The following is a 20,882-nucleotide window of genomic DNA, read 5'->3' as shown; positions in this document are numbered from 1 at the left end:
TGTCTCCTGTCAGGGCGGCCCCGGGTAAACATCATCGCCAGAGTCGCCCGCCTGCGCCAGCGGGGATGCACGCAAGCCGTCACAACAGCGACTGCGCGTCGTCCTCCGGGCGCGCGGCCGGCCCGCTGCGCGCCAGCGCCATCCACACGTGGAATGGCAATTGCGGCACGGCGCGGCGCGGTGCTTCGCGCGCCACCACCAGGCGCTCGCCTTCGAGCTGCAGCACACCGCATTCGGGTGGCACTTCTTCAGGCTGGGCGATCGGTCGGCCTTTTGCGTCCTGCCCCAGCACATACCAGCAGGCGCTGGCCAGGCCCAGGTAAGCAGCGCGCTTGGCAGGCCGCCGAAGGTCACCCAGCAGATCCGCGCGGCTGACCTTGATCTCGTGCACCACCGGTTCCAGGTACGCCTCCACCGTGGTGTGGCGCACCGAAAACACATCGGGGCAGGCCATGCACCACATGTGGTCCGGGGCCATCGCGGGTGGCTCGCACTCGAAAGCGCTGAGTTGGTGTGACGGCGTTGACACCTCGTTATCGGCCTCGAACAGTTCAGATGGCAAAGGCACGCGCAGCATCAGGCCGCGCCAGGCGAGCCGCCCCGCCTGAGCCATGGCGATGGCCACCCGCTCCACCAGTGCCTCGTGCGGCGTGCGCACGGCTTTGTTGTGCGCAAACACCGTGGCCAGGCAATGGATGCCGGCGTCGCTCACGCGCAGCGTCTCGCAGCCCTCGGGTGAAAGCCTGCGCTCCAGCAGACCGGCGGCGAGCAGTTCCACCTCCAGCATGTCGTGGCAGGGCCAGCCCGCGGAGCGGTGAATCTCGCGCAGGCGCCGGTGGTGGTGGCGTGTAAGGGCGGCGGCAATCGGGTCCATTTACTGACTATATATCCAGTACCATGCCGCGTGATGCCTGCCTCTTTCCTGTCCGACGAAACGCCAGCCCCGACCCCGGTGGCGGTGCGTGTGCTCTGCGCGTTCGCGGCCAAGACCGGCGATCTGGACCTGCGTTTCACGCCCTCGCCCAGCGCGCAGGACGGCATTCAGGGACACGCCACCGTCACCGCTCGGCGCAAGGCGGGCTACCAGCGCGAAGTCAGACTCAGCGCGCGTTTCGGCGAGCTGCTGGTGCAGGGCCGCGCCGACGGCTTCGACGCCACCACGCCACGGCTGGAAGAGATCAAGACCCACCGGGGAGATGCCGACCGCATCCCCGACAACCACCGCGCCCTGCACTGGGCGCAAGCCCGCGTGTACGCCTGGATGCTGTGCGAGCAACTCGGGCTGCAGCGCATCGAAGTGGCGCTGGTTTACTTCAACATCGACACCGCTCAGGAAACCGTGCTGCCGGTGTGGCACAGCGCCGTGGAGTTGAAGGCATTTTTTGAAACGCTGTGCGCCCGCTACGCCGGCTGGGCACGCGCCGAAGGCCTGCACCGCGTGGCGCGCGACGCGGCGCTGCAGTCGCTGGGGTTTCCGTTTGAGGCATTTCGACCAGGCCAGCGCGAGATGGCTGCCGCCGTGTACCGCGCTCACGGCGCCGGGCGCCACCTGCTCGCGCAGGCACCCACCGGCATCGGCAAGACCATGGCCGCGCTGTTCGCGGCGCTGCGCGCTGCGCCAGAGCAAGGCACACACAAACTCTTCTACCTCACGGCCAAAACGCCTGGTCGCCAGCTGGCGCTGCATGCCCTGCAACGCCTGCAGGTGCGGCCGCTGCGCGTGCTGGAACTCGTGGCACGAGAGAAGGCCTGCGAGCACCTCGACAAAGCCTGCCACGGGGATGCTTGCCCGCTCGCGCGGGGCTTCTACGATCGCCTGCCGCAAGCCCGCGAAGACGCTGCACAAGCCGGCTGGCTCGACAAGCCCGCGCTGCGTGCCGTTGCGCTCCAGCACGGCGTGTGCCCGTATTACCTGGGTCAGGACATGCTGCACTGGAGCGATGTGGTCGTGGGCGATTTCAACCATTTCTTCGACCTCAGCGCGGGTGCCTGGGCGCTCACGCTGAATCAGGAACTGCGGGTGGGCCTGCTGGTGGACGAGGCGCACAACCTGATCGAGCGCGCCCGGCTGATGTACAGCGCTGAGCTTCACCCAGCGTCCTTCCAGGCCGTGCGAAAGACCACCCCCGCCGCGCTGAAGAAATCCATGGACCGGCTGCATCGGCAGTGGAGCGCCCTCGCCCGCTCACAGTTGCAAGACCACGAGATTCTTCACGAGTTGCCCGGTGCATTCATCGACGCGCTGCAACGCCACGGCGGCGAGCTCTCCGACCACCTCGCCAACGAACGTGACGATGTCCATGGCGATCTGCAAGCCTGGCTGTTCGAGGTGCTGCATTTCCTGCGCGTGGCCGAGGTGTTTGCCGATCACTCCATGGTCGATCTCACGCGCCCGCAAGCCGCACCAGGCCGCGCGCGCCACCCGGTGCTGAACATTCGCAACCTCGACCCCGGCCCGCTGCTGAAGCCACGCTGGGAGGCCGCACACAGCGCCACGCTGTTCTCGGCCACGCTGCGCCCCATGGACTACGTGAGCCAGTTGCTCGGCCTGCCCGACGACACTGCGCGGCTTGAAGTGCCTTCACCCTTTGATCCTTCGCAACTGCGCGTGCGCGTGACGCCAGACATCTCCACGCGCTACAACGACCGCGACGAATCGCTCAACCGCCTCGTGGATGTCATGGCCACGCAATTCGCGGAGCGCCCGGGCAACTACCTCGCCTTCTTCAGCAGCTTCGAGTATTTGCGGCAGGCGTTCGACCGATTGCAGGAACACCACCCCGCGATTCCCGTGTGGGCGCAGTCGCGTGGCATGAACGAACCCGAGCGCGATGCCTTTGTGGCCCGTTTCACCGATGAGGGCCAGGGCATCGGCTTCGCGGTGCTGGGCGGCGCCTTCGGCGAGGGCATCGACCTGCCGGGCCGCCGCCTCATCGGTGCTTTCATTGCCACGCTCGGCCTGCCGCAGGTAAACCCGGTTAACGAACATCTGCGCCAGCGGCTGCAAACGCGCTTCGGCCAGGGCTACGACTACGCCTACCTGTTCCCCGGCCTGCAGAAGGTGGTGCAGGCCGCAGGGCGCGTGATTCGCGGGCCGCAGGACGAAGGCGTGGTGGTGCTGATGGACGACCGGTTCAACCGCGCCGAGGTGCGGCGCCTGCTGCCCCCGTGGTGGGGTATTTGAGAATCAGATGCCCGCGTCAATGGCGGGTTCGATTTCAGGCAGGCGCGAAATCAGCACCTGGTCGATGCGCCGGCCGTCGAGCACCAGCACCTCGAAGCGCCAGCCCGCGCAGTCCACGCTGTCGTCCTTTTCCAGCAGGTCGCCCGCCACGGTCTGCATGAGCCCGGCCACGGTGTTGTAGCGGCCCTTGTCTTCGTCGGGCAATTCTTCAATGTCCAGGCGCGACTTGAGTTCGGCAACCGGCATGGCACCGTCCACCAGCCAGGCGCCGTCTTCGCGCTGCGTGGCCCAGGCATCCACCGAGGTACGTGGCGAGAGTTCGCCGGTGATGGCTTCGAGCATGTCCAGCGGCGTGAGCAGGCCCTGCACCACACCGTATTCGTCGACCACGAACACCATGCGCGTGGCGCGCTCGCGAAACTGCTCCAGCAACTCCATGCCGGTGAGCGTTTCCGGCACGAACACCGCCGGCTGCACGTGGCGCATCAAGGGTTCGTTGTTGCCTTCGGCCTGGAGGGCGAGCATGCGCGGCAGGTGGATCACACCCACCACGTCTTCGAGCCCGTTGCGGCACACCGGGTACCAGGAGTGGCCGGTGGTCCAGGCCTTCTGCACCGCGACGTCGATGCTGTCCTGCGCATCCAGCCATTTGATTTCGGAGTGCGGCACCATGATGGAAGTGAGCTGCCGGTCGTCGAGCAGGAACACGTTGCGCACCATCTGGTGTTCATGCTCTTCGATGATGCCGGCGTCCACGCCCTCTTCCAGGCTGGCATTGATTTCTTCTTCGGTCACATGCTGCACCGCATTGGTGTCGATGCGCAGCAGCTTGAGCACCCACTGCGTGGTGTGCGTAAGCAGCCACACGAAAGGCTTTGCCGCCTTGGCCACGAAAGCCATGGGACGCGAAACCCAGCGCGATACCGCCTCGGGATACAGCTGGCCGATGCGCTTGGGCACCAGCTCGCCGAACACAATGGTGATGAAGGTGATCACCACCACCACGATAGCGGTGGAGAGCACGTTGGAAGTGGCCACCGTGAAGCCATTGGCCTCAAACCAGAGACCCAGGTCGTCGCTGAACGCGGCCTCGCCCACGATGCCGTTGAGCATGCCGATGGACGTGATGCCAACCTGCACCGACGACAGGAACTGCGTGGGATTTTCCAGCAGCTTGAGTGCGGTGATCGAGCCCTTGTCACCGGCCTCGGCCATGGCCATCAGACGCGCCTTGCGGCTGGACGCCAGGGCCAGCTCGGACATGGCGAACGCGCCATTGAGCACGGTGAGAAAGACGATGAGGAGGATATCCATAATGCGTGGATGTCAATTTACATGATTGGTGATGTGCAGGGCTGCGACTCCGCGCTGGGCCGCCTGCTCGACCACATCGGGTTCTCGCCCAGCCGGGACACGCTGTACCTGCTGGGCGACCTGGTCAACCGCGGCCCCGAATCGCTGCCGGTGATGCGCCGGCTGATGGAGCTCGGCACGTCGGCGCATTGTCTGCTGGGCAACCACGACCTGTTCCTGCTGTCGGTGGCGCACGGGGTGCGCAAGCTGCACCGAAGCGACACACTGGACGACGTCCTGAACGCGCCAGACCGCGATGCCCTGCTCGACTGGTTGCGCGCACGGCCGATGGCCCTGCACGAGCATGGCTGGCTCATGGTGCATGCGGGCGTGCTGCCGCAGTGGGACGTGGACCAGACGATGGCGCTGGCAGGTGAGCTGCAGGCAGTCTTGCGCGGCGCCGACTGGATCGAATTCCTGCACGCCATGTACGGCAACGAGCCGCCCCTGTGGAGCGAATCGCTCACTGGCGCTTCGCGTCTGCGCGTGGTGGTCAACGCACTGACACGGCTGCGCTTCTGCACCGCCCAGGGCGTGATGGAGTTCGAGGTCAAGAGCAGCGCGGCCATAGCGCCCGAGGGCTTCATGCCCTGGTTCGACGTGCCGGGCCGCCGAACCGAAGGCGTGCCGATCGCATTCGGCCACTGGTCCACCCTGGGCACTGTGGACCGGGGCGACCTGCAGGCGCTCGATACCGGATGCGTGTGGGGTGGGTGCCTCACGGCCGCGCGCATCGACGGCCAGAAGCCCGGCGAAGTCGAGCGGATTTCCGTGCGCTGCGACCAGGCCCGCAAGCCTGGAAAGTCCTGAAGCAAAGGCGGCGCGAGCCGCCTGGCAGGGTCGGGCAAGGGCGCTGCCCTCAGCTTTCTTCTGGCACCGGCGCAGGCGCTGGAGCGGGTGCGCTCTTGAACAGCGCGGGCACCTTTTTGCGGGTCTTGATGTTGGGCGAGGCGGTGCGTGTGGTGGCGCGCTGAGCCACTTCCCAGGAAGGCGGCGCATCGCTGGCGGCCGAGGGTTCGTAGGGCTTGTCGAACAGCGGATCGGCTGGCGCGCGCGGGGCGCGTGCGGGTGGCCGGCCCGGCGCCGCGGTGCGCTCCGGTCGCTCGCGGCTGGCACGCGCTTCGCGGCGTTCGGTGGTGTCATCGTCAGCCGGTGCCTGCCAGGCGCGCTGACCATCATTGAAGCGGCCAGCGGGGCGGCGGTCGGCTTCAAATTCCAGCGCTTCGAGTTCCAGCTTCTTGCCCAGCAACTTTTCCAGGTCGCCCATCAGGCGCGCGTCGCGCCCGCTGACGAACGACACCGCCAGACCGGAAGCGCCGGCGCGGCCCGTGCGGCCGATGCGGTGCACGTAGTCTTCGGCGTTGAACGGGATGTCAAAGTTGAACACCGCCGGCACGTCCTTGATGTCGAGGCCGCGCGCTGCCACATCGGTGCAGACCAGCAGGTCGACAGCACCGCTCTTGAAAGCATCGAGTGCCTTCAGGCGCTCGTCCTGGCTCTTGTCGCCATGCAATGCCGTGGTGTTGAGGCCTTCGCGCTCAAGCGAACGCGCCAGACGCGCGCAACCCAGCTTGCTGTTGACGAACACAAAGGCCTGCTTCAGGCCACGCTCGCGCAGGATTTGCTTGAGGATGCCGCGCTTGTCGTCGTCTTCCACGCGGTAAAAATGTTGCTCCACCGTGGAGGCGGTGGCGTTGGATCGCGCCACCTCGATCGTGACCGGGTCCTGCAGGTAGCTGTTGGCCAGGCGCTTGATCTCGGGCGAGAACGTGGCCGAGAACAGCAACGTGGTGCGCTGCTTGGGCAAATAGCTCAGGATGCGCTGCAGGTCGGGCAGGAAGCCGATGTCGAGCATGCGGTCGGCTTCGTCGAGCACCACGTATTCAACCTGGTTGAGCACGCAGTTCTTGGCTTCGATGTGGTCCAGCAGGCGCCCTGGCGTGGCCACCAGCACCTCCACGCCCTTCTTGAGTTCGGCGGTCTGCGGCTTCATGTCCATGCCACCAAACACCACCGTGCTGCGCAGGTTGGTGTACTTGGCGTAGAGCTTGACCTGATCGGCCACCTGATCTGCGAGTTCGCGCGTGGGCAGCAACACCAGGGCGCGCACCGGATGCCGGGCGGGCGAGGTCGAGGCGTTCTCGTGCTTGAGCATGCGTTGCAACAAAGGCAGCGTGAACGCGGCGGTCTTGCCGGTGCCGGTCTGGGCGGCGCCCATCACGTCGCGACCTTCGAGCACCACCGGAATCGCCTGCGCCTGGATCGGCGTCATGGTCTCGTAGCCCATTTCGGCCACGGCTCGCTCAATGGCAGGCGAGAGGGAAAGTTCGGAAAAGGATTGGGTCATGGACTTCAAAGTTAGCCCGGTATTGTCTCACTTTGACGACTTTTGGCCCAAAAGTGAGCTTTACGCCTGCAAATGGACCCTTAGGAGCACCGCGGAACCGGCTTTGCCGGGCCGCAGGTGCCGCCCCTTGGGGGTGACGCCGCAGGCGGCGCGGGGGGATCAAAGTGCGGCGGCCTTGAACGTGTCGCAGGATTGAACCTGACCACTTTGAAGGCCGGCATTGAACCAGCGCTGACGCTGCGCGCTGGTGCCGTGGGTGAAGCTGTCGGGCACGATCTGGCCCTGGCTTTTGCGCTGCAGGGCATCGTCGCCAATGGCGGCGGCGGCCGTCAGCGCCTCTTCCACATCGCCGGGTTCCAGAATGGCCTTGGACTTGTGGTTGTGGTGTGCCCAAAGGCCGGCGAAACAGTCGGCCTGCAGTTCCAGCCGGACCGACATGGCGTTGTACTCGCGCTCGCTCACGCGCCCGCGCATTTTCTCCATCTGGTCGGTGATGCCCATGAGGTTCTGCACGTGGTGGCCCACCTCGTGCGCGATCACGTAGGCCTGCGCGAAGTCGCCGGGCGCGCCCAGCTGGCGGCGCAAGGTTTCGTAAAAGCTCAGGTCGATGTAGACCTTCTGGTCGCCCGGACAGTAAAACGGCCCCATGGCCGACTGGCCTGTGCCGCAGGCGGTGGGCGTGGCGCCACGAAAGAGCACCAGGCGCGGCTTCTGGTACTGAGAGCCGGCTTGCTGAAACACCTGCCCCCACACATCTTCGGTACCCCCCAGCACAGAAGCCACGAACTTGCCCATGTCGTCGGTGGGCGCCTGTGCCGGGCCCTGCGCCTGCTCCACCTGAGCGGTCGGCGCCATGTCGCCACCGCTCAAGGCGCCCAGAATGGTGAGGGGATTGATGCCAAAGATCCAGCCCGCCACCAGCGCCACAGCGATGGTGCCAATGCCGATGCCTCTCCCACGGCCGCCACCGCCCAGGCCGCCGAAGCCCCCACCACCACCCGGTTGTGAGCGACGGTCCTCCACCTGATCGGATTCGCGGTTGTTTTCCCATTTCATGCGTGGCTCCTCGGCGGCGCAAATACGGCCGCGGGTACCTGCATTATGGGGCGCACCTCACACCGTTGCGGCCGCCACCGGGCTGGTTGGACGGCCCTGGAAATCGGTCCAGCATCGGCGGCTGAAGTCGTAGAGCTTGCAGCGGCGCGCGGTGTCGAAATACCAGCGCCAGGAAAAGCGCTGCACGATGATGCGCCCGGGCAGCGCGCTTTCCAGCAGGCGCTGCGCGCCCTTGAGCTTGTAGAGCGGGATGCTCATGTCCACGTGGTGCGCGGTGTGCTCCATGATGTGGTGCAGCAGCGCACCGATGCGCAGGGGAAAGGTGAGGTGCACGGTGGTGGAAACGAACGGTGCCGCCCTGGCCCAGGCGGCTTTGTCGTCGTGCCACTGCACCGCCGTGTGAGTGTGGTGCACATAGACCACAAAGCCGATCATGGCGTTCCAGAACAGGAAGGGAACGGCGAAGCCCATGCCCAGCAGCAGCCAGACCGACTGGCCGGTGGCCAACGCAGCGACCACCAGCCCACCGATCCAGACCAGGGCGGAGGCAACGACGAAGAGGCCATCCCACACGAACTCGGCGCGGCGCGTGCCCATGTAAGCCTTGCGCGGAAAAAACATGCGGCGCCACCACATTTCCACCAGGTAATACAGTGCCGGGCCGAAGCCGCTGCGGTAGGCGCGCTCCATGGCGCGGCGGGCCGGCGGCAGGGCCTCGTATTCGTCGCGCGTGAGCGGCGCCCACACAAAATCCACGCCTTTGAGGTTGGTGTAACCGTGGTGCACCACGTTGTGCCCCACCTCCCACAGGCTGTAGGGCGTGAGCGAAGGCAGCATGGCGATGCGGCCCAGCACGCGGTTCAAGCTCCGGTGCGGCGTGTAGCTCTGGTGGCAGGCGTCGTGGCCAATGATGAAGAGGCGGCCGATCATGAAGCCCGCGCCCAGGCCGCACAGCAGCTTGGCCCACCACGCGCCGAGCAGCACCGTGCCGGACATGAGGGCGCCGAACACGAGCCAGTCGAACACCAGCAGTGCAACGGCCTGCACGGTGCGGCGCTCGACAATGGGCGCGAGCCAACCGCGTATCACCTTGCGGTGTGGCAGCGGCTGGCCAGCGGGAACGGGATCGGGGAGTGTGAAGGAGGGAGGGAGACTGGACATGGGCGGGGATGCTAGACCCGCCCTCCTCCGATGGCCTTGACGCAGGTCAAGGACTGAAGCGTGCTCAGGCTTTTGGTAGCGTGACCCCGACCTGGCCCTGGTATTTGCCGCCACGGTCCTTGTAACTGACCTCGCACACATCGTCCTTGTCGCTCTCGAAAAACAGCACCTGCGCGCAGCCTTCGCCCGCGTAAATCTTGGCCGGCAGTGGCGTGGTGTTGCTGAACTCCAGCGTCACATAACCTTCCCACTCGGGCTCGAAGGGCGTCACATTAACGATGATGCCGCAGCGCGCGTAGGTGCTCTTGCCCAGGCAGATGGTGAGCACATTGCGCGGGATGCGGAAGTACTCCATGGTGCGCGCCAGCGCGAAGCTGTTGGGCGGGATGACGCACACTTCCTTGTTGATGTCGACGAAGCTGTTCTCGTCGAAGTTCTTCGGGTCCACCACCGTGCTGTGGATATTGGTGAACACCTTGAATTCGGGCGCGCAGCGGATGTCGTAGCCATAGCTGCTGGTGCCGTAGCTGATCACCTTGCGGCCATCCACCTCGCGCACCTGGCCGGGCTCGAAGGGTGAAATCAGGCCGTGTTGTTCGGCCATGCGGCGGATCCATTTGTCGCTTTTGATGCTCATGGGGCGGCATTGTAGGTGGCGCGCCGGGCGCGCCCGCCTTCGTCAGAGCCCCCATGAACTTTCCGGAATTTCAGTAATTACTGAAAATTCAATCTGAACGCGATACAGTGGCGCCCATGCCGCTGCAAGACCACCTCCCCCCGCTGAACCGAGAATTCGTCGCCCACTTCGGGGAAATGGGCAGCCGATGGGGCATCAACCGCACCGTGGGGCAGATCTACGCCCTGCTCTTCATTTCGCCCAACGCGCTCAACGCCGACGAGATTGCCGAGACGCTGGAGTTCTCGCGCTCGAACGTGAGCATGGGCTTGAAGGAACTGCAGGCCTGGCGCCTGGTGCGCCTGCGCCACCAGCCGGGCGACCGGCGCGAGTACTTCGAGGCGCCGGCCGATGTTTGGGAAATCTTTCGCGTGCTGGCCGAAGAACGGCGCCGCCGCGAGGTGGAGCCCACGCTCTCGATGCTGCGCACCGCGCTGCTGGAAACCCCCAGGACAGAGGCCGAGCAGCACGCCCAGGAGCGCATGCGGCAGATGCACGATCTGATCGACCGGCTCATGACCTGGTTCGACGACGTGCAGAAGCTCGCGCCCGAGACCGCGATGCAGCTCATGGGCATGGGCGCTACGGTGACGCGTGTGCTCGAACTCAAGGACCGACTGACCGGCAAAGGCGCGCGCGGCGCGCGGCCCGAGAAGCTGCCCGACGCCGCCTGAACAGGAGATCAAACCCATGGACGCCCTGATCCTCTCCCGCATCCAATTCGCGGCCAACATCAGCTTTCACATCCTGTTCCCCACCATCACCATTGCGCTGTGCTGGTTCCTGCTGTTCTTCCGGCTGCGCTTCCTCAAAACGCGCGACCCGGCCTGGGAAGAGGCCTACTACTTCTGGACCAAGGTGTTCGCGCTGACCTTCGCGCTCGGCGTGGTGTCGGGCATTGTCATGAGCTTTCAGTTTGGCACCAACTGGCCGGGCTTCATGGAAAAGACCGGCAACATCTCGGGCCCGCTGCTGGGCTACGAAGTGCTCACCGCGTTCTTCCTGGAAGCCAGCTTCCTGGGCATCATGCTGTTCGGCCGTGGCCGCGTGAGCGAGCGCGTGCACCTGGCCGCCACCATGCTGGTCGCGTTTGGCACCACCATGTCGGCGTTCTGGATCCTGAGCCTGAATTCGTGGATGCAGACACCCGCCGGCTTCGAGATCGTGGACGGCAAGTTCATTCCGGTCGACTGGCTCGCCGTGGTGTTCAACCCCTCGTTCCCCTACCGCTTCGCGCACAAGCTGCTGGCCTCCACACTCACCGCGTCCTTCCTCATCGCTGGCCTGTGCGCCTGGCAGCTGCTGAAGGGCAGCGCCACGCACGGCACGCACAAGGCGCTGCGCACGGCCCTGATCGCTGCCGCTGTGGCCATGCCGTTGCAGTTTGTGGCCGGCGACATGCATGGTCTGAACACGCTGGAGCACCAGCCCGCCAAGATCGCCGCACTCGAAGGCATCTGGCACACCGAGAAGAGCGCGCCGCTCACGCTGTTCGGCATTCCCGACGAAGCGGCGGGCACCACGCACTACGCCGTGAAGATTCCAAAGATGGCGAGCCTGATACTGGCGCACGACATGGACGCGGAGCTGAAGGGCCTGAACGAATTTCCCGGCGCGCATCCGCCGGTGGCGCCGATCTTCTGGGCGTTTCGCGTGATGGTGGGTGTGGGTTCTCTGATGCTGGTGGTGGCCTGGTGGGGTGCCTGGATGCTGTGGCGCCAGCGCAGAGAAGGTGCGCATCCCGATGGCCGTGTGAAGCTGCCACGCCCCCTGTTGTGGACGCTGGCGGGCATGACCTTCTCGGGCTGGCTGGCCACGCTCGCGGGCTGGTACGTCACTGAAATCGGCCGCCAACCCTTCGTCGTCTACGGCCACCTGCGCACTGCCGATGTGGCCACACAGATCGCGCCGCCCATGATCGCGCTCACGCTCACGGCCTACCTCATCGTCTACGGCCTGCTGCTCATCACCTACGTGGGTGTGCTCAAGTACATGGCCGAGCATCCTTTCAAGCACGCCCCCGAGGCCCCGGCCGGCGCGGCGCTTGGCAAGGCCGGCGTCTGATCGAAGGGAACACCACATGACCACCTGGGCCGAAATCCTGCCTCTGATCTTTCTCGCCGTGATGGGCCTGGCGCTGCTGGCCTACGTGATCCTCGACGGCTACGACCTCGGCGTGGGCCTGCTGCTGCCGCTGGCGCAGAGCAAGGAAGAGAAGGACACCATGATCTCCAGCATCGGCCCGTTCTGGGACGCCAACGAGACCTGGCTGGTGCTGGGCGTGGGCGTGCTGCTGGTGGCTTTTCCGATGGCACACGGCCTGGTGTTGCAGGCGCTGTACCTGCCGGTGGCGGTGATGCTGATCGGCCTGATCCTGCGCGGCGTGGCGTTCGACTTCCGCGTGAAGGCGCCGACGAAATACGTACCTTTCTGGAACCGCTCGTTCTTCGTGGGTTCGCTGCTGGCGAGCAGCTCGCAGGGCTGGATGCTGGGCAGCTACATCACGGGCTTCGACAGCGGCTGGATCGGCCTGGCGTTCAGCCTGGGCATTGCGATCACATTGCCTGCGGCCTATGTGTTGCTCGGCGCGGGCTGGCTGATCATGAAGACCGAGGGTAAATTGCAGACGCACGCGGTGCGCTGGGCCGCCCGCGTTTTGTGGCCCATGGGCTTTGCGCTGGTGGCCATTTCGGCGGCCACACCGCTGGTAAATCCCGGCGTGGTGGCGAAATGGTTCAGCGTGCCCGAAGTGTTCGGCTTGATGCCGATTCCGCTGAGCTGCGCCATCGCCTTCTTCGCGGTGCGCTGGGTGGTGACGCACCCGAACGTGGTGAAGGCGGGCTACGGCTGGGTGGTGTTTGCGGCCACGGTGCTGATCTTCATCCTCGCCTTCTTCGGTCTGGCCTACAGCATCTTTCCGGACATCGTGATCGGCCGCATGACGGTGTGGGAAGCCGCCATTTCCACCGAGTCGCTCACCGTCGTGTTTGTGGGTGTGGCAATCACCTTGCCGGTGATCATCGTGTACACGATCTACATGTACCGGGTGTTCTGGGGAAAAGCGCGGGCCTTGACGTATACGTAGTCAACCAGAGAAATCAGCCCCAGCCACCACCGTACGCGAAACCAAACGATCGTCCCCAAGAACAATCAACGCAAACAGCAACTCGTCCAGGCTGCGAGCCTGCGATGTCTTGCGAGCCAGCAAAGGCGTGGCCTGCGGATCGAGCACCACAAAATCGGCCTCGTTGCCGGGTTGCAGATTCCCCACCACGCCCTCCAATCCCAAAGCCCGCGCAGCCCCCGCCGTGTGCTGCCACCAGAGCTGCCCCGGCGTGAGGCTCAGGCCGGTCTTGGTGTGGCCCTCTCGGCCCACGCAGTAAGCGGCCAGCATGGTGTGGAAAGGCGAGAAGCTGGTGCCCCCACCCACATCGCTCGCCAGCCCGTAGCCCATGCCCGCCGCGTCCGCCGCCGCGTAGTCGAAGAACCCGCTGCCCAGAAACAGATTGCTCGTCGGGCTCACCGCGGCCACTGTGCCAGTGCGCGCCATCAGCTCGCGGTCGGCCTGGTCCAGGTGGATGCAGTGCGCGTACACGGCGCGCTTTCGAAGCAACCCGAAGTCGTCGTACACGCCCAGGTAACTGCGCGAATCGGGAAACAGCTCTGCCGCCCAGCGCACCTCGTCGCGGTTTTCTGCCACGTGCGACTGGATCCACACATCGCCGTACTTCGCCGCCAGCTCACCCGCGCCGCGCAACTGCGCCGGCGTGCTGGTGGGCGCAAAGCGCGGCGTGATCGCATAGCCCAGGCGGTCCACGCCATGCCAGCGCTGAATCAACGATTCGGTATCGATCAGGCTCTGCTCGGTCTCGTCGCGCACGCCGTCCGGGCTGTGCCGGTCCTGCAGCACCTTGCCGGTGATGAAGCGCAGGCCGCGCGCGCGCGCCTCCTCGAACGCGGCGTCCACCGAGGCCGGATGCGAAGTGGCGAAAGTAAGCGCCGTGGTCACGCCATGGCGCGCGAGTTCGTCGAAGAAGAAGCCGGCCACCTCCCGCGCATGCTCAGGGTCGGAGAAACGCGTCTCGTGCGGGAAGGTGTAGTTTTCCAGCCAGGGCAGCAGGCCCGCCGCCGGCGCACCGATCACATCGGTCTGCGGGTAGTGCACATGCATGTCCACAAAGCCCGGCGCGATGAGTTTGCCGCGAAGGTCTTCCACCGAAACGCCGGGGAAGTTCCCGATCAGCGTGTCATGGTCGCCCACCGCACGCACCACACGCCGGCCTTGTGCATCGGGGCCCACCACGAGCAGGCCATCGGCCTCGTACACGGGGCTCTGGTCGTCGGCAAAACGGAGGATGGCGGCGCGGTAGGCTCTCATTTGAACGAGCTTAACGCCTCATGCGCGCGACGGCATAACGCCCTGCCGATAGGGCCCATACCGCCGCCGTGGGTCAACGGTCCACAGAACCCTGCACGCCTTCAACCAGCCAGTTCATGCCGAGAATCTGCGCGTCGCTCAGGCCCTGCCCGGCTTCAATCACGGTCTTGCCCTGGTTGTCGCGCACCGGCGCGGTGCGTGCGGCGGTGAACACGGGCAACTTGCCTGCAGCCATGTCGGCCTGGCGCGCCAGCACTTCGTCGCGCACAGCGGCGGGCACCTTGCTGCCGAACGCATCGACGCGGATCATCCCGTCTTTCACGCCGCCCCATACGCCGCCGCTCTGCCAGGTGCCGTCCAGCACCGCCTGCACGCGGCGCGTGTAGTAGTCGCCCCAGAGGTGCGTGACCGCCACCACCTGCGCATCGGGCGCGACCCTGCGCATGTCGGAGTGGTAGGCCACGGCGAGCTTGCCGCGCTCCTGCGCGGCGGTCATCACGGCGGTGGACCCGGTGTGAAAGGCGAGCACCTCGGCGCCCTGGTTCATCAGCGTCATGGCCGCATCGCGCTCGCGCGGAGGGTTGAACCACTCGCCCAGCCACACCACCTTCACCGTGGCACGCGGGTTCACCGAGCGCATGCCCAGCGTGAAGGCGTTGATGCCCTGAATCACTTCGGGAATGGGAAAGCCCGCCACATAGCCCGCCTGCGTGGCCATGCGGCCGGCGGCGACACCGGCCAGGTAGCGGCCTTCGTAATAGCGCGCGTTGGCCGTGGCCACGTTGGGCGCCGTCTTGTAGCCGGTGACGGACTCGAACTTCACATCCGGAAACTCGCGCGCCACCTTCAGCGTGGGCTCCATGTAGCCGAAGCTGGGCGTGAAGATGATGCGCGCACCCTGCTGCGCCAGATCGCGGATCACACGCTCGGCATCCGCGCCCTCGGGCACGTTCTCCACATAACGCGTCTCCACGCGGCTGCCCAGCGCGGCCTGCACCGCGAGGCGCCCTTGCTCATGCTGACGTACCCAGCCGGCATCGGTAAGCGGCGCCACGTAGACGAAGCCGACCTTCAACGGTGGCGGCGACGTCTGTGCCTGGGTGATGGACAGGGGAGATAAAAAGCTGGCAACTGCCAGCACGCACAAGGCGCGCCGGGTCACGAGGTTTTTGTACATGGTGTTCCTCTACATGGCTTCCGTGAATGAAAAAGCGAGCCGGGGAAGCACCGGGCTCGCTGGGGGCGGATTTTACGCGGGTCCGCCCGTCACCACTTCGTAAGCCGTGCTGCGTCCACCGTCCTCGGTCTTGCGCAACGCGCCGAGCGACACGAGATGCTGGATGTCGCGCAACGCGGTGTCTGAGGAACATCTGGTCAGCTTGGCCCACTGCCCGCTGGTCAGACGTCCCTCGAAACCGTCGAGCACGCGGTTCAGCATGGCCACCTGTCGCTCGTTGAGCGATGTCTGCGCCCAGCGTTGCCAGAACGTCGACTTTCGCAACACTGCGTCCAGCGTGTGGTGCGCGCTGTCGACCGCGCGCTGCAAGGTGTTGATGAACCACGCGAGCCAGGCGGTCACATCCAGATTGCCGCGCTGCGTGCGTTCCAGAACCTCGTAGTACCCCTTGCGTTCGCGTTGAATCTGCGATGAAAGGCTGTAGAAGCGCTGTGGACTGCCGTCGCCGCGCGCCAGGAACAGGTCTCCCACAGCGCGCGCGATTCGGCCATTGCCGTCGTCGAAGGGATGCAGCGTAACGACCCACAGGTGCGCGAGACCCGCCTTGATCACGGCGGCCTCGCCCGTGGGGGCATTGGCCCAGTCCAGGAAACACCGCATCTCTTCGTCCAGCCGCTGCGCGGGAGGCGCCTCGAAGTGAACTCGCTGCCGCTGCACGGACCCCGACACCACCTGCATGGCGCCTGCTGCATCGTTGCGCCAGGCTCCCACCCTGATTCGCGTGAGCGAGCCAAAGCCCGTGGGAAACAGGGCCGCGTGCCAGCCGAACAGCCGTCCGGCGCTCAAGGGGAGCTGACAGTTGGCCGTGGCGTCCAGCACCATGTCGACCACGCCTTCCACATGCCGGTCGGTTGGAGCAAGTGCGCCGATGTCCACGCCCAGTCGCCGTGCCACCGACGAGCGAACCGCGTCCACATCGAGTTGTTCGCCTTCAATCTCGCTGGTCTTGAGCACGTCGTCGGTCACTGCGCTCAGCGTGGCGCGGTCGCGCAAGGCGAGCCCTACATCGGCCATGCGGCCCAGCAACAAACCCTGGGCACGACTGACCTCGCTCAGCGGGCCACTCAAAGCGGGCAGGTCGTAGCGAAGCGCAGGCCAGTCGGGCGACTGCCAGATATAACGTGCATCGTTTCGGTAATCACCGCTTTTCATGCGGCGATTATGCGGTCAATCACCGCATGAAACCGCTATTCGCCGCAGAAAATGCGGCGAATAGGCTGCAGTTTCGCCGCATGCACCCCTCAGGCGTTGATGGCAGCGTCCAGCATGGCGGTCATTTCTTCGCGGCGTGTCTCATTCACAAAGCTCGCCTCGATGCTGTTGCGGGCCAAGGTGACCACGTCTTCGTGCGAGAGCTGCAACGCCTGCACGGTCTGCACGAAGTTGGCGTTCATGTAGCCGCCGAAGTAGGCCGGGTCGTCGCTGTTGACGGTGGCGCACAGGCCGGCGTCGAGCAGGCGCTTCATGGGGTGATCCGTCAAGTCGTTCACCACGCAGAGCTTGAGGTTGGAGAGCGGGCACACGGTGAGCGGCACGCGGCGGCGGGCGAGTTCGGCGACGAGCTTGGGGTCTTCCAGGCTGCGCACACCGTGGTCGATGCGCTCGGTCTTGAGGTCGTTGAGCGCTTCCCAGATGTACGCTGGCGGGCCTTCTTCGCCCGCGTGGGCCACCACGTGCAGATCAAGCTCGCGGCAGCGCGCGAACACGCGCGAGAACTTGCTCGGCGGGTGGCCGACCTCGCTGGAATCCAGCCCCACGCCAATGAAGTGCGCGCGGTAGGGTAAAGCGGCTTCCAGCGTGGCGAACGCGTCTTCTTCACTGAGGTGGCGCAGGAAACACAGGATGAGTTCCGCGCTCATGCCCAGCTCACCGCGTGCGCGTTCGCAAGCGCTGGCAAGGCCCTTGATGACGGTGGCCATGGGCACGCCGCGCGCGGTGTGCGTCTGTGGGTCGAAGAACACTTCGCTGTGGACCACGTTGTCGGCCTTGGCGCGCAGGAAATAGGCCCAGGCCATGTCGTGAAAATCGGCCTCGTGCAGCAGCACGCTGGCGCCGGCGTAGTAGATGTCCAGGAAGCTCTGCAGGTCGGTGAAGGCGTAGGCGGCGCGCAGGTCTTCCACGCTGGCGTAGGGCAGCGCGAGGGCATTGCGCTCGGCCAGCGCGAAGATCAGTTCGGGTTCCAGCGAGCCTTCAATGTGGATGTGCAGCTCGGCCTTGGGGATGGCAGCGGCCAGTTCGGCGGCGGTGGTCATGGTCTCTCCCGTGTTCAACACGTGCCCAGCGAAATGTCCAGGCGTTTCAGGTAGCGGCGGTACGCGCTCGAGACGCGGTCTGCCGGGCCGTGCACTTCGGCGACCGGCGCCAGCCGGCCCACCGGCAAGGCACGCGGTGTCTGTGATTCCACCACAGGCCGGTCCTGCGAAAACACGGCGTCCTGGAATTCGCGCAGGGCTTCGTCACTGGAGCTGTCGCCCTGCGTGGCCATGGCGAACCAGGCGGTGCAACTCTCGTGCCCATCGGGCCGCACGAAGAGGGCAATGGCGTTGCTCACCGGGTCACCTTCGGCCGCGTCCTTGCGCAGGATGGCAGCAAAGGGATGGGGCACGGTGTAGCGGTAGGCGATCCACGCACCGCCATCGGCACCGGCATAGGCGCGCGGCTGCCAGGCGCGCGCGCCGTTCACCTGCACGCCATCGGTGCCCTCTTCCACCTGGCCGATGTCCACCTGCGCATGGCTGCGCTCTCCGAGCCATCCTTCGTGCACGAAGCCGAAGTGGCTGAGGTCCAGAAAATTTTCCACCAGGCGCGGCGCGCTGGTGTTGAGTTCGTAGGGGCCGCACAGCACCTGCCGCCAGGCCGGGTTGTCGCCGGGCTCAAAGACCGGTAGATCCGGCAGGGGTTGCGCGGGTTGGCCGAGACGCACCCACACCAGGCCATAGCGCTCGCGCGCTTCATGCACCGTGGCCATATGGCCGGCGGGCGGCTCGAAATCCGGCGCCGCGGGCACGTGCTTGCAACGACCACCGGCTTCAAACTGCCAGCCGTGGTACGGGCACTCCAGCCGCGCACCATGCAGACCAATGAGCACGCGGCCCAGCGAAAGGCTGGCGCCCCGGTGCGGGCAGCGGTCTGCCCAGGCGTGAACCTGGCTGGCGCCGTGGGTGTGCTCGCGCCACAGCACCAGCCGCTGGCCGAGCAGCGAGCAGGCCAGGGGTTCGTCGCGCAGTTCGTGCGCTGCGATGACAGGGTGCCAGAGTTGCTGTTCGACCATAGGCTCCATTCAAACAAAAAAAGCCGCCCGGAGGCGGCCTCTTTTTCCACGGTCTGTGGACTTAGTTCGGCACTTTGCCTTCAACGCCCTTGACGTAGAACTTCACGCCGCCCAGGAACTTGTCGTCAGCGACTGCGTCCTTGGCCAGCACTTCCTTGCCGTCCTGACCCACGAGCGGGCCCTTCCAGATGTTGTAGGTGCCGGCCTTCAGGCCTGCGCGCACTTCGTCCACCTTGGCCTTGGCTTCGGCAGGGACGTCGTCGGCCACGGAGACCATGTCGATCGCACCTTCCTTCACGCCCCACCACACGCCGCCGGTGGTCCAGGTGCCTTCCAGCGCGTCCTTGGTGGCCTTGATGTAATAAGGCGCCCAGTTGATCACAGCCGAACCCAGGTGGGCCTTGGGGCCGTAGGCGGTCATGTCCGAATCCCAGCCGAAGGCGCGCTTGCCCAGCTTCTCGGCGGTCTGCAGCACGGCCGACGAGTCGGTGTTCTGCATCAGCACGTCGGCGCCGCCGTTGATCAGCGAGGTAGCGGCTTCGGTTTCCTTTGGTGGGTCGAACCAGCCGTTCACCCAGACCACCTTGGTCTTCACTTTGGGGTTCACCGACTGCGCGCCCATGGTGAAGCTGTTGATGTTGCGGATCACTTCGGGAATTGGGATGGAGGCCACCACGCCCAGCGTGTTGGTCTTGGTCATGCTGCCCGCGATGATGCCGGCCATGTACGCGCCTTCGTAGGTGCGGCTGTCGTAGGTGCGCATGTTGTCGGCGGTCTTGTAGCCGGTGGCGTGCTCGAACTTCACGTCCTTGAAATCGGGCGCGACCTTGAGCATGGGCTCCATGTAGCCGAAGGTGGTGCCGAACACCAGCTTGTTGCCCTGGCTGGCCATGTCGCGCAGCACGCGCTCGGCGTCGGCGCTCTCGGGCACGTTCTCCACGAAGCTCGTCACCACCTTGTCGCCGAACTCTTTCTCCACCGCCTTGCGGCCGTTGTCGTGGGCGAAGGTCCAGCCACCATCGCCCACCGGGCCGACATAGGCAAACGCGATCTTCAGCGGCTCGGGCTTCGGTGCCGGGGCGGCGGCGACCGGGGCCGGCGCAGGCGCGGCGGCGGGCGCAGCGGCCTCTTCCTTCTTGCCGCAGCCGATCAGCACGGCACTGGTCAACGCGGTCAACGCGGCAACCTTCATCAGGGAGCGTTTGTTCAGGTCTGTCATGGGTTTCCTCGGTGTGAGAAGGGTGGTGGGAAAACGGGGTTGAATACAGGTCTGGGTACGGTACGGTATCGGTAAATTATGCACCCGGGTAGAAGGGTTTTCCGATGGACGTGGGCATGTTGATGCGAATCCACGTGGGGTTGCGCGAGATGAGCACCAGCACGACGATGGTGGCCACGTACGGCATCATGGTCAGGAACTGGCTGGGCACGTTCACGCCAATGCCCTGCAGGTGGAACTGCAGCATGGTGACGCCGCCGAACAGGTAGGCACCCAGCAGCACGCGGGCCGGGCGCCAGGTGGCAAACGTGGTGAGCGCCAGCGCGATCCAGCCCTTGCCGGCGATCATGCCTTCCACCCACAGCGGCGTGTACACGGTGGACACGTAGGCGCCCGCCAGACCGCAGAGCGCGCCACCGGCCATCACCGCCATCATGCGGATGCGACGCACCGGGTAGCCCAGCGCGTGGGCCGATTCCGGGCTCTCGCCCACGCTGCGCAGCACCAGGCCTGCACGCGTGCGGTACAGAAACCAGATCAGCCCGAGCACCAGCGCCACACAGGCGTACACCATGGGGTGGTGGCGGAACAGCGCGGGGCCGATCAGCGGAATCTCGCTCAGGAACGGAATGGCGAACTGCGTCTGCTCGGGCAGCTTTTCCTGCACGTAGCTGCTGCCCGCAAACGCCGAGAAACCGGCACCGAACAGGCTGAGTGCGAGCCCCGTGGCGTACTGGTTGGTGTTGAGCCAGATCACCAGCCCGCCGAAGATGGCCGCCAGCAAAGCCCCGGCGCCCATGCCGGCCAGAAAGCCGAGCGTGCTGCTGCCGGTGTGCACCACGGTGGCAAAACCGGCGAGCGCGGCGCAGAGCATCATGCCCTCGGCACCCAGGTTGACGATGCCGGCCTTCTCGTTGATCAACAGGCCCAGCGAGGCAATGGCCAGCACGGTGCCCGCGTTGAGCGAGGCGGCGAAAAGCAGTGCGATGGATTCCATGTC

At 65.7% G+C, this 20,882-nt stretch carries 18 protein-coding genes; 5 read left to right on the top strand and 13 right to left on the bottom strand.

All coding sequences use genetic code 11. The features are described from left to right. Window positions 1–79: 79 nt before the first annotated feature. Window positions 80–874, bottom strand: a complete 795-nt coding sequence (locus tag CAP37_RS03605; protein ID WP_086122915.1) for a hypothetical protein — start codon at window positions 872–874, stop codon at window positions 80–82. A 33-nt stretch (window positions 875–907) separates the two neighbouring features. On the opposite strand from CAP37_RS03605, the gene CAP37_RS03600 reads away from it, so the two are divergent. Next, the gene (locus tag CAP37_RS03600; protein WP_086122914.1) at window positions 908–3,184 is read left to right on the top strand and encodes an ATP-dependent DNA helicase; all 2,277 of its coding nucleotides are present in this window, start codon (window positions 908–910) and stop codon (window positions 3,182–3,184) included. A 3-nt stretch (window positions 3,185–3,187) separates the two neighbouring features. Here the strand turns inward: CAP37_RS03600 and CAP37_RS03595 are convergent, their stop codons facing one another. Continuing rightward, entirely contained in the window at window positions 3,188–4,498 is a 1,311-nt protein-coding gene (locus tag CAP37_RS03595) for a hemolysin family protein (protein WP_086122913.1), read from the bottom strand. Window positions 4,499–4,507: 9 nt separating this feature from the next. On the opposite strand from CAP37_RS03595, the gene CAP37_RS03590 reads away from it, so the two are divergent. After that, on the top strand, window positions 4,508–5,347 hold the full coding sequence (locus tag CAP37_RS03590) for a symmetrical bis(5'-nucleosyl)-tetraphosphatase (protein ID WP_086122912.1): 840 nt from the start codon (window positions 4,508–4,510) through the stop codon (window positions 5,345–5,347). A gap of 49 nt (window positions 5,348–5,396) precedes the next feature. On the opposite strand, the gene CAP37_RS03585 is transcribed toward CAP37_RS03590, so the two are convergent. The 4 genes from CAP37_RS03585 to dcd all read right to left on the bottom strand — a co-directional run bounded on the left by CAP37_RS03585 (window position 5,397) and on the right by dcd (window position 9,738). Continuing rightward, on the bottom strand, window positions 5,397–6,884 hold the full coding sequence (locus CAP37_RS03585) for a DEAD/DEAH box helicase (protein ID WP_086122911.1): 1,488 nt from the start codon (window positions 6,882–6,884) through the stop codon (window positions 5,397–5,399). A 159-nt stretch (window positions 6,885–7,043) separates the two neighbouring features. Continuing rightward, entirely contained in the window at window positions 7,044–7,940 is an 897-nt protein-coding gene (locus tag CAP37_RS03580) for a neutral zinc metallopeptidase (RefSeq protein ID WP_086122910.1), read from the bottom strand. A gap of 57 nt (window positions 7,941–7,997) precedes the next feature. Next, on the bottom strand, window positions 7,998–9,101 hold the full coding sequence (locus CAP37_RS03575) for a fatty acid desaturase (protein ID WP_086122909.1): 1,104 nt from the start codon (window positions 9,099–9,101) through the stop codon (window positions 7,998–8,000). 64 nt (window positions 9,102–9,165) lie between these two features. Continuing rightward, entirely contained in the window at window positions 9,166–9,738 is a 573-nt protein-coding gene (gene dcd, locus CAP37_RS03570; protein ID WP_086122908.1) for a dCTP deaminase, read from the bottom strand. Between the two features lie 116 nt (window positions 9,739–9,854). Here dcd and CAP37_RS03565 point away from each other — a divergent pair, with 116 nt between their 5' ends. Genes CAP37_RS03565 through CAP37_RS03555 form a run of 3 tightly spaced genes read left to right on the top strand, consistent with a single transcriptional unit; the run spans window position 9,855 to window position 12,862 of the window. Continuing rightward, window positions 9,855–10,451, top strand: a complete 597-nt coding sequence (locus tag CAP37_RS03565) for a GbsR/MarR family transcriptional regulator (RefSeq protein WP_086122907.1) — start codon at window positions 9,855–9,857, stop codon at window positions 10,449–10,451. 16 nt (window positions 10,452–10,467) lie between these two features. After that, on the top strand, window positions 10,468–11,841 hold the full coding sequence (locus CAP37_RS03560) for a cytochrome ubiquinol oxidase subunit I (RefSeq protein ID WP_086122906.1): 1,374 nt from the start codon (window positions 10,468–10,470) through the stop codon (window positions 11,839–11,841). Window positions 11,842–11,857: 16 nt separating this feature from the next. Beyond that, window positions 11,858–12,862, top strand: a complete 1,005-nt coding sequence (locus tag CAP37_RS03555) for a cytochrome d ubiquinol oxidase subunit II (protein ID WP_086122905.1) — start codon at window positions 11,858–11,860, stop codon at window positions 12,860–12,862. Here CAP37_RS03555 and guaD read toward each other — a convergent pair whose 3' ends face one another. The 7 genes from guaD to CAP37_RS03520 all read right to left on the bottom strand — a co-directional run bounded on the left by guaD (window position 12,863) and on the right by CAP37_RS03520 (window position 20,879). Continuing rightward, complete coding sequence (gene guaD, locus CAP37_RS03550; RefSeq protein WP_086122904.1) at window positions 12,863–14,155, bottom strand: guanine deaminase; 1,293 nt, start codon at window positions 14,153–14,155, stop codon at window positions 12,863–12,865. 73 nt (window positions 14,156–14,228) lie between these two features. Continuing rightward, window positions 14,229–15,332 (bottom strand): BMP family ABC transporter substrate-binding protein, encoded by a 1,104-nt coding sequence (locus tag CAP37_RS03545; protein ID WP_086122903.1) that lies wholly within the window; start codon window positions 15,330–15,332, stop codon window positions 14,229–14,231. Between the two features lie 72 nt (window positions 15,333–15,404). Then, complete coding sequence (locus CAP37_RS03540) at window positions 15,405–16,544, bottom strand: Fic family protein (protein ID WP_086122902.1); 1,140 nt, start codon at window positions 16,542–16,544, stop codon at window positions 15,405–15,407. 89 nt (window positions 16,545–16,633) lie between these two features. Then, window positions 16,634–17,644, bottom strand: coding sequence for an adenosine deaminase (locus tag CAP37_RS03535; RefSeq protein ID WP_086122901.1), 1,011 nt, complete (start codon window positions 17,642–17,644; stop codon window positions 16,634–16,636). A gap of 14 nt (window positions 17,645–17,658) precedes the next feature. After that, window positions 17,659–18,663 carry an aromatic ring-hydroxylating dioxygenase subunit alpha gene (locus tag CAP37_RS03530; protein ID WP_086122900.1) on the bottom strand — a complete coding sequence of 335 codons (1,005 nt, stop codon included), beginning with the start codon at window positions 18,661–18,663 and terminating at the stop codon, window positions 17,659–17,661. Between the two features lie 61 nt (window positions 18,664–18,724). Further along, window positions 18,725–19,882 (bottom strand): BMP family ABC transporter substrate-binding protein, encoded by a 1,158-nt coding sequence (locus tag CAP37_RS03525; protein WP_086122899.1) that lies wholly within the window; start codon window positions 19,880–19,882, stop codon window positions 18,725–18,727. 76 nt (window positions 19,883–19,958) lie between these two features. Continuing rightward, the gene (locus tag CAP37_RS03520; RefSeq protein WP_086122898.1) at window positions 19,959–20,879 is read right to left on the bottom strand and encodes an ABC transporter permease; all 921 of its coding nucleotides are present in this window, start codon (window positions 20,877–20,879) and stop codon (window positions 19,959–19,961) included. Window positions 20,880–20,882: the final 3 nt, after the last annotated feature.

It is taken from the genome of Hydrogenophaga sp. IBVHS1, assembly GCF_002127265.1.
Lineage (GTDB): Bacteria > Pseudomonadota > Gammaproteobacteria > Burkholderiales > Burkholderiaceae_C > Hydrogenophaga.
This window is presented reverse-complemented; position numbering and strand designations above follow the sequence as displayed.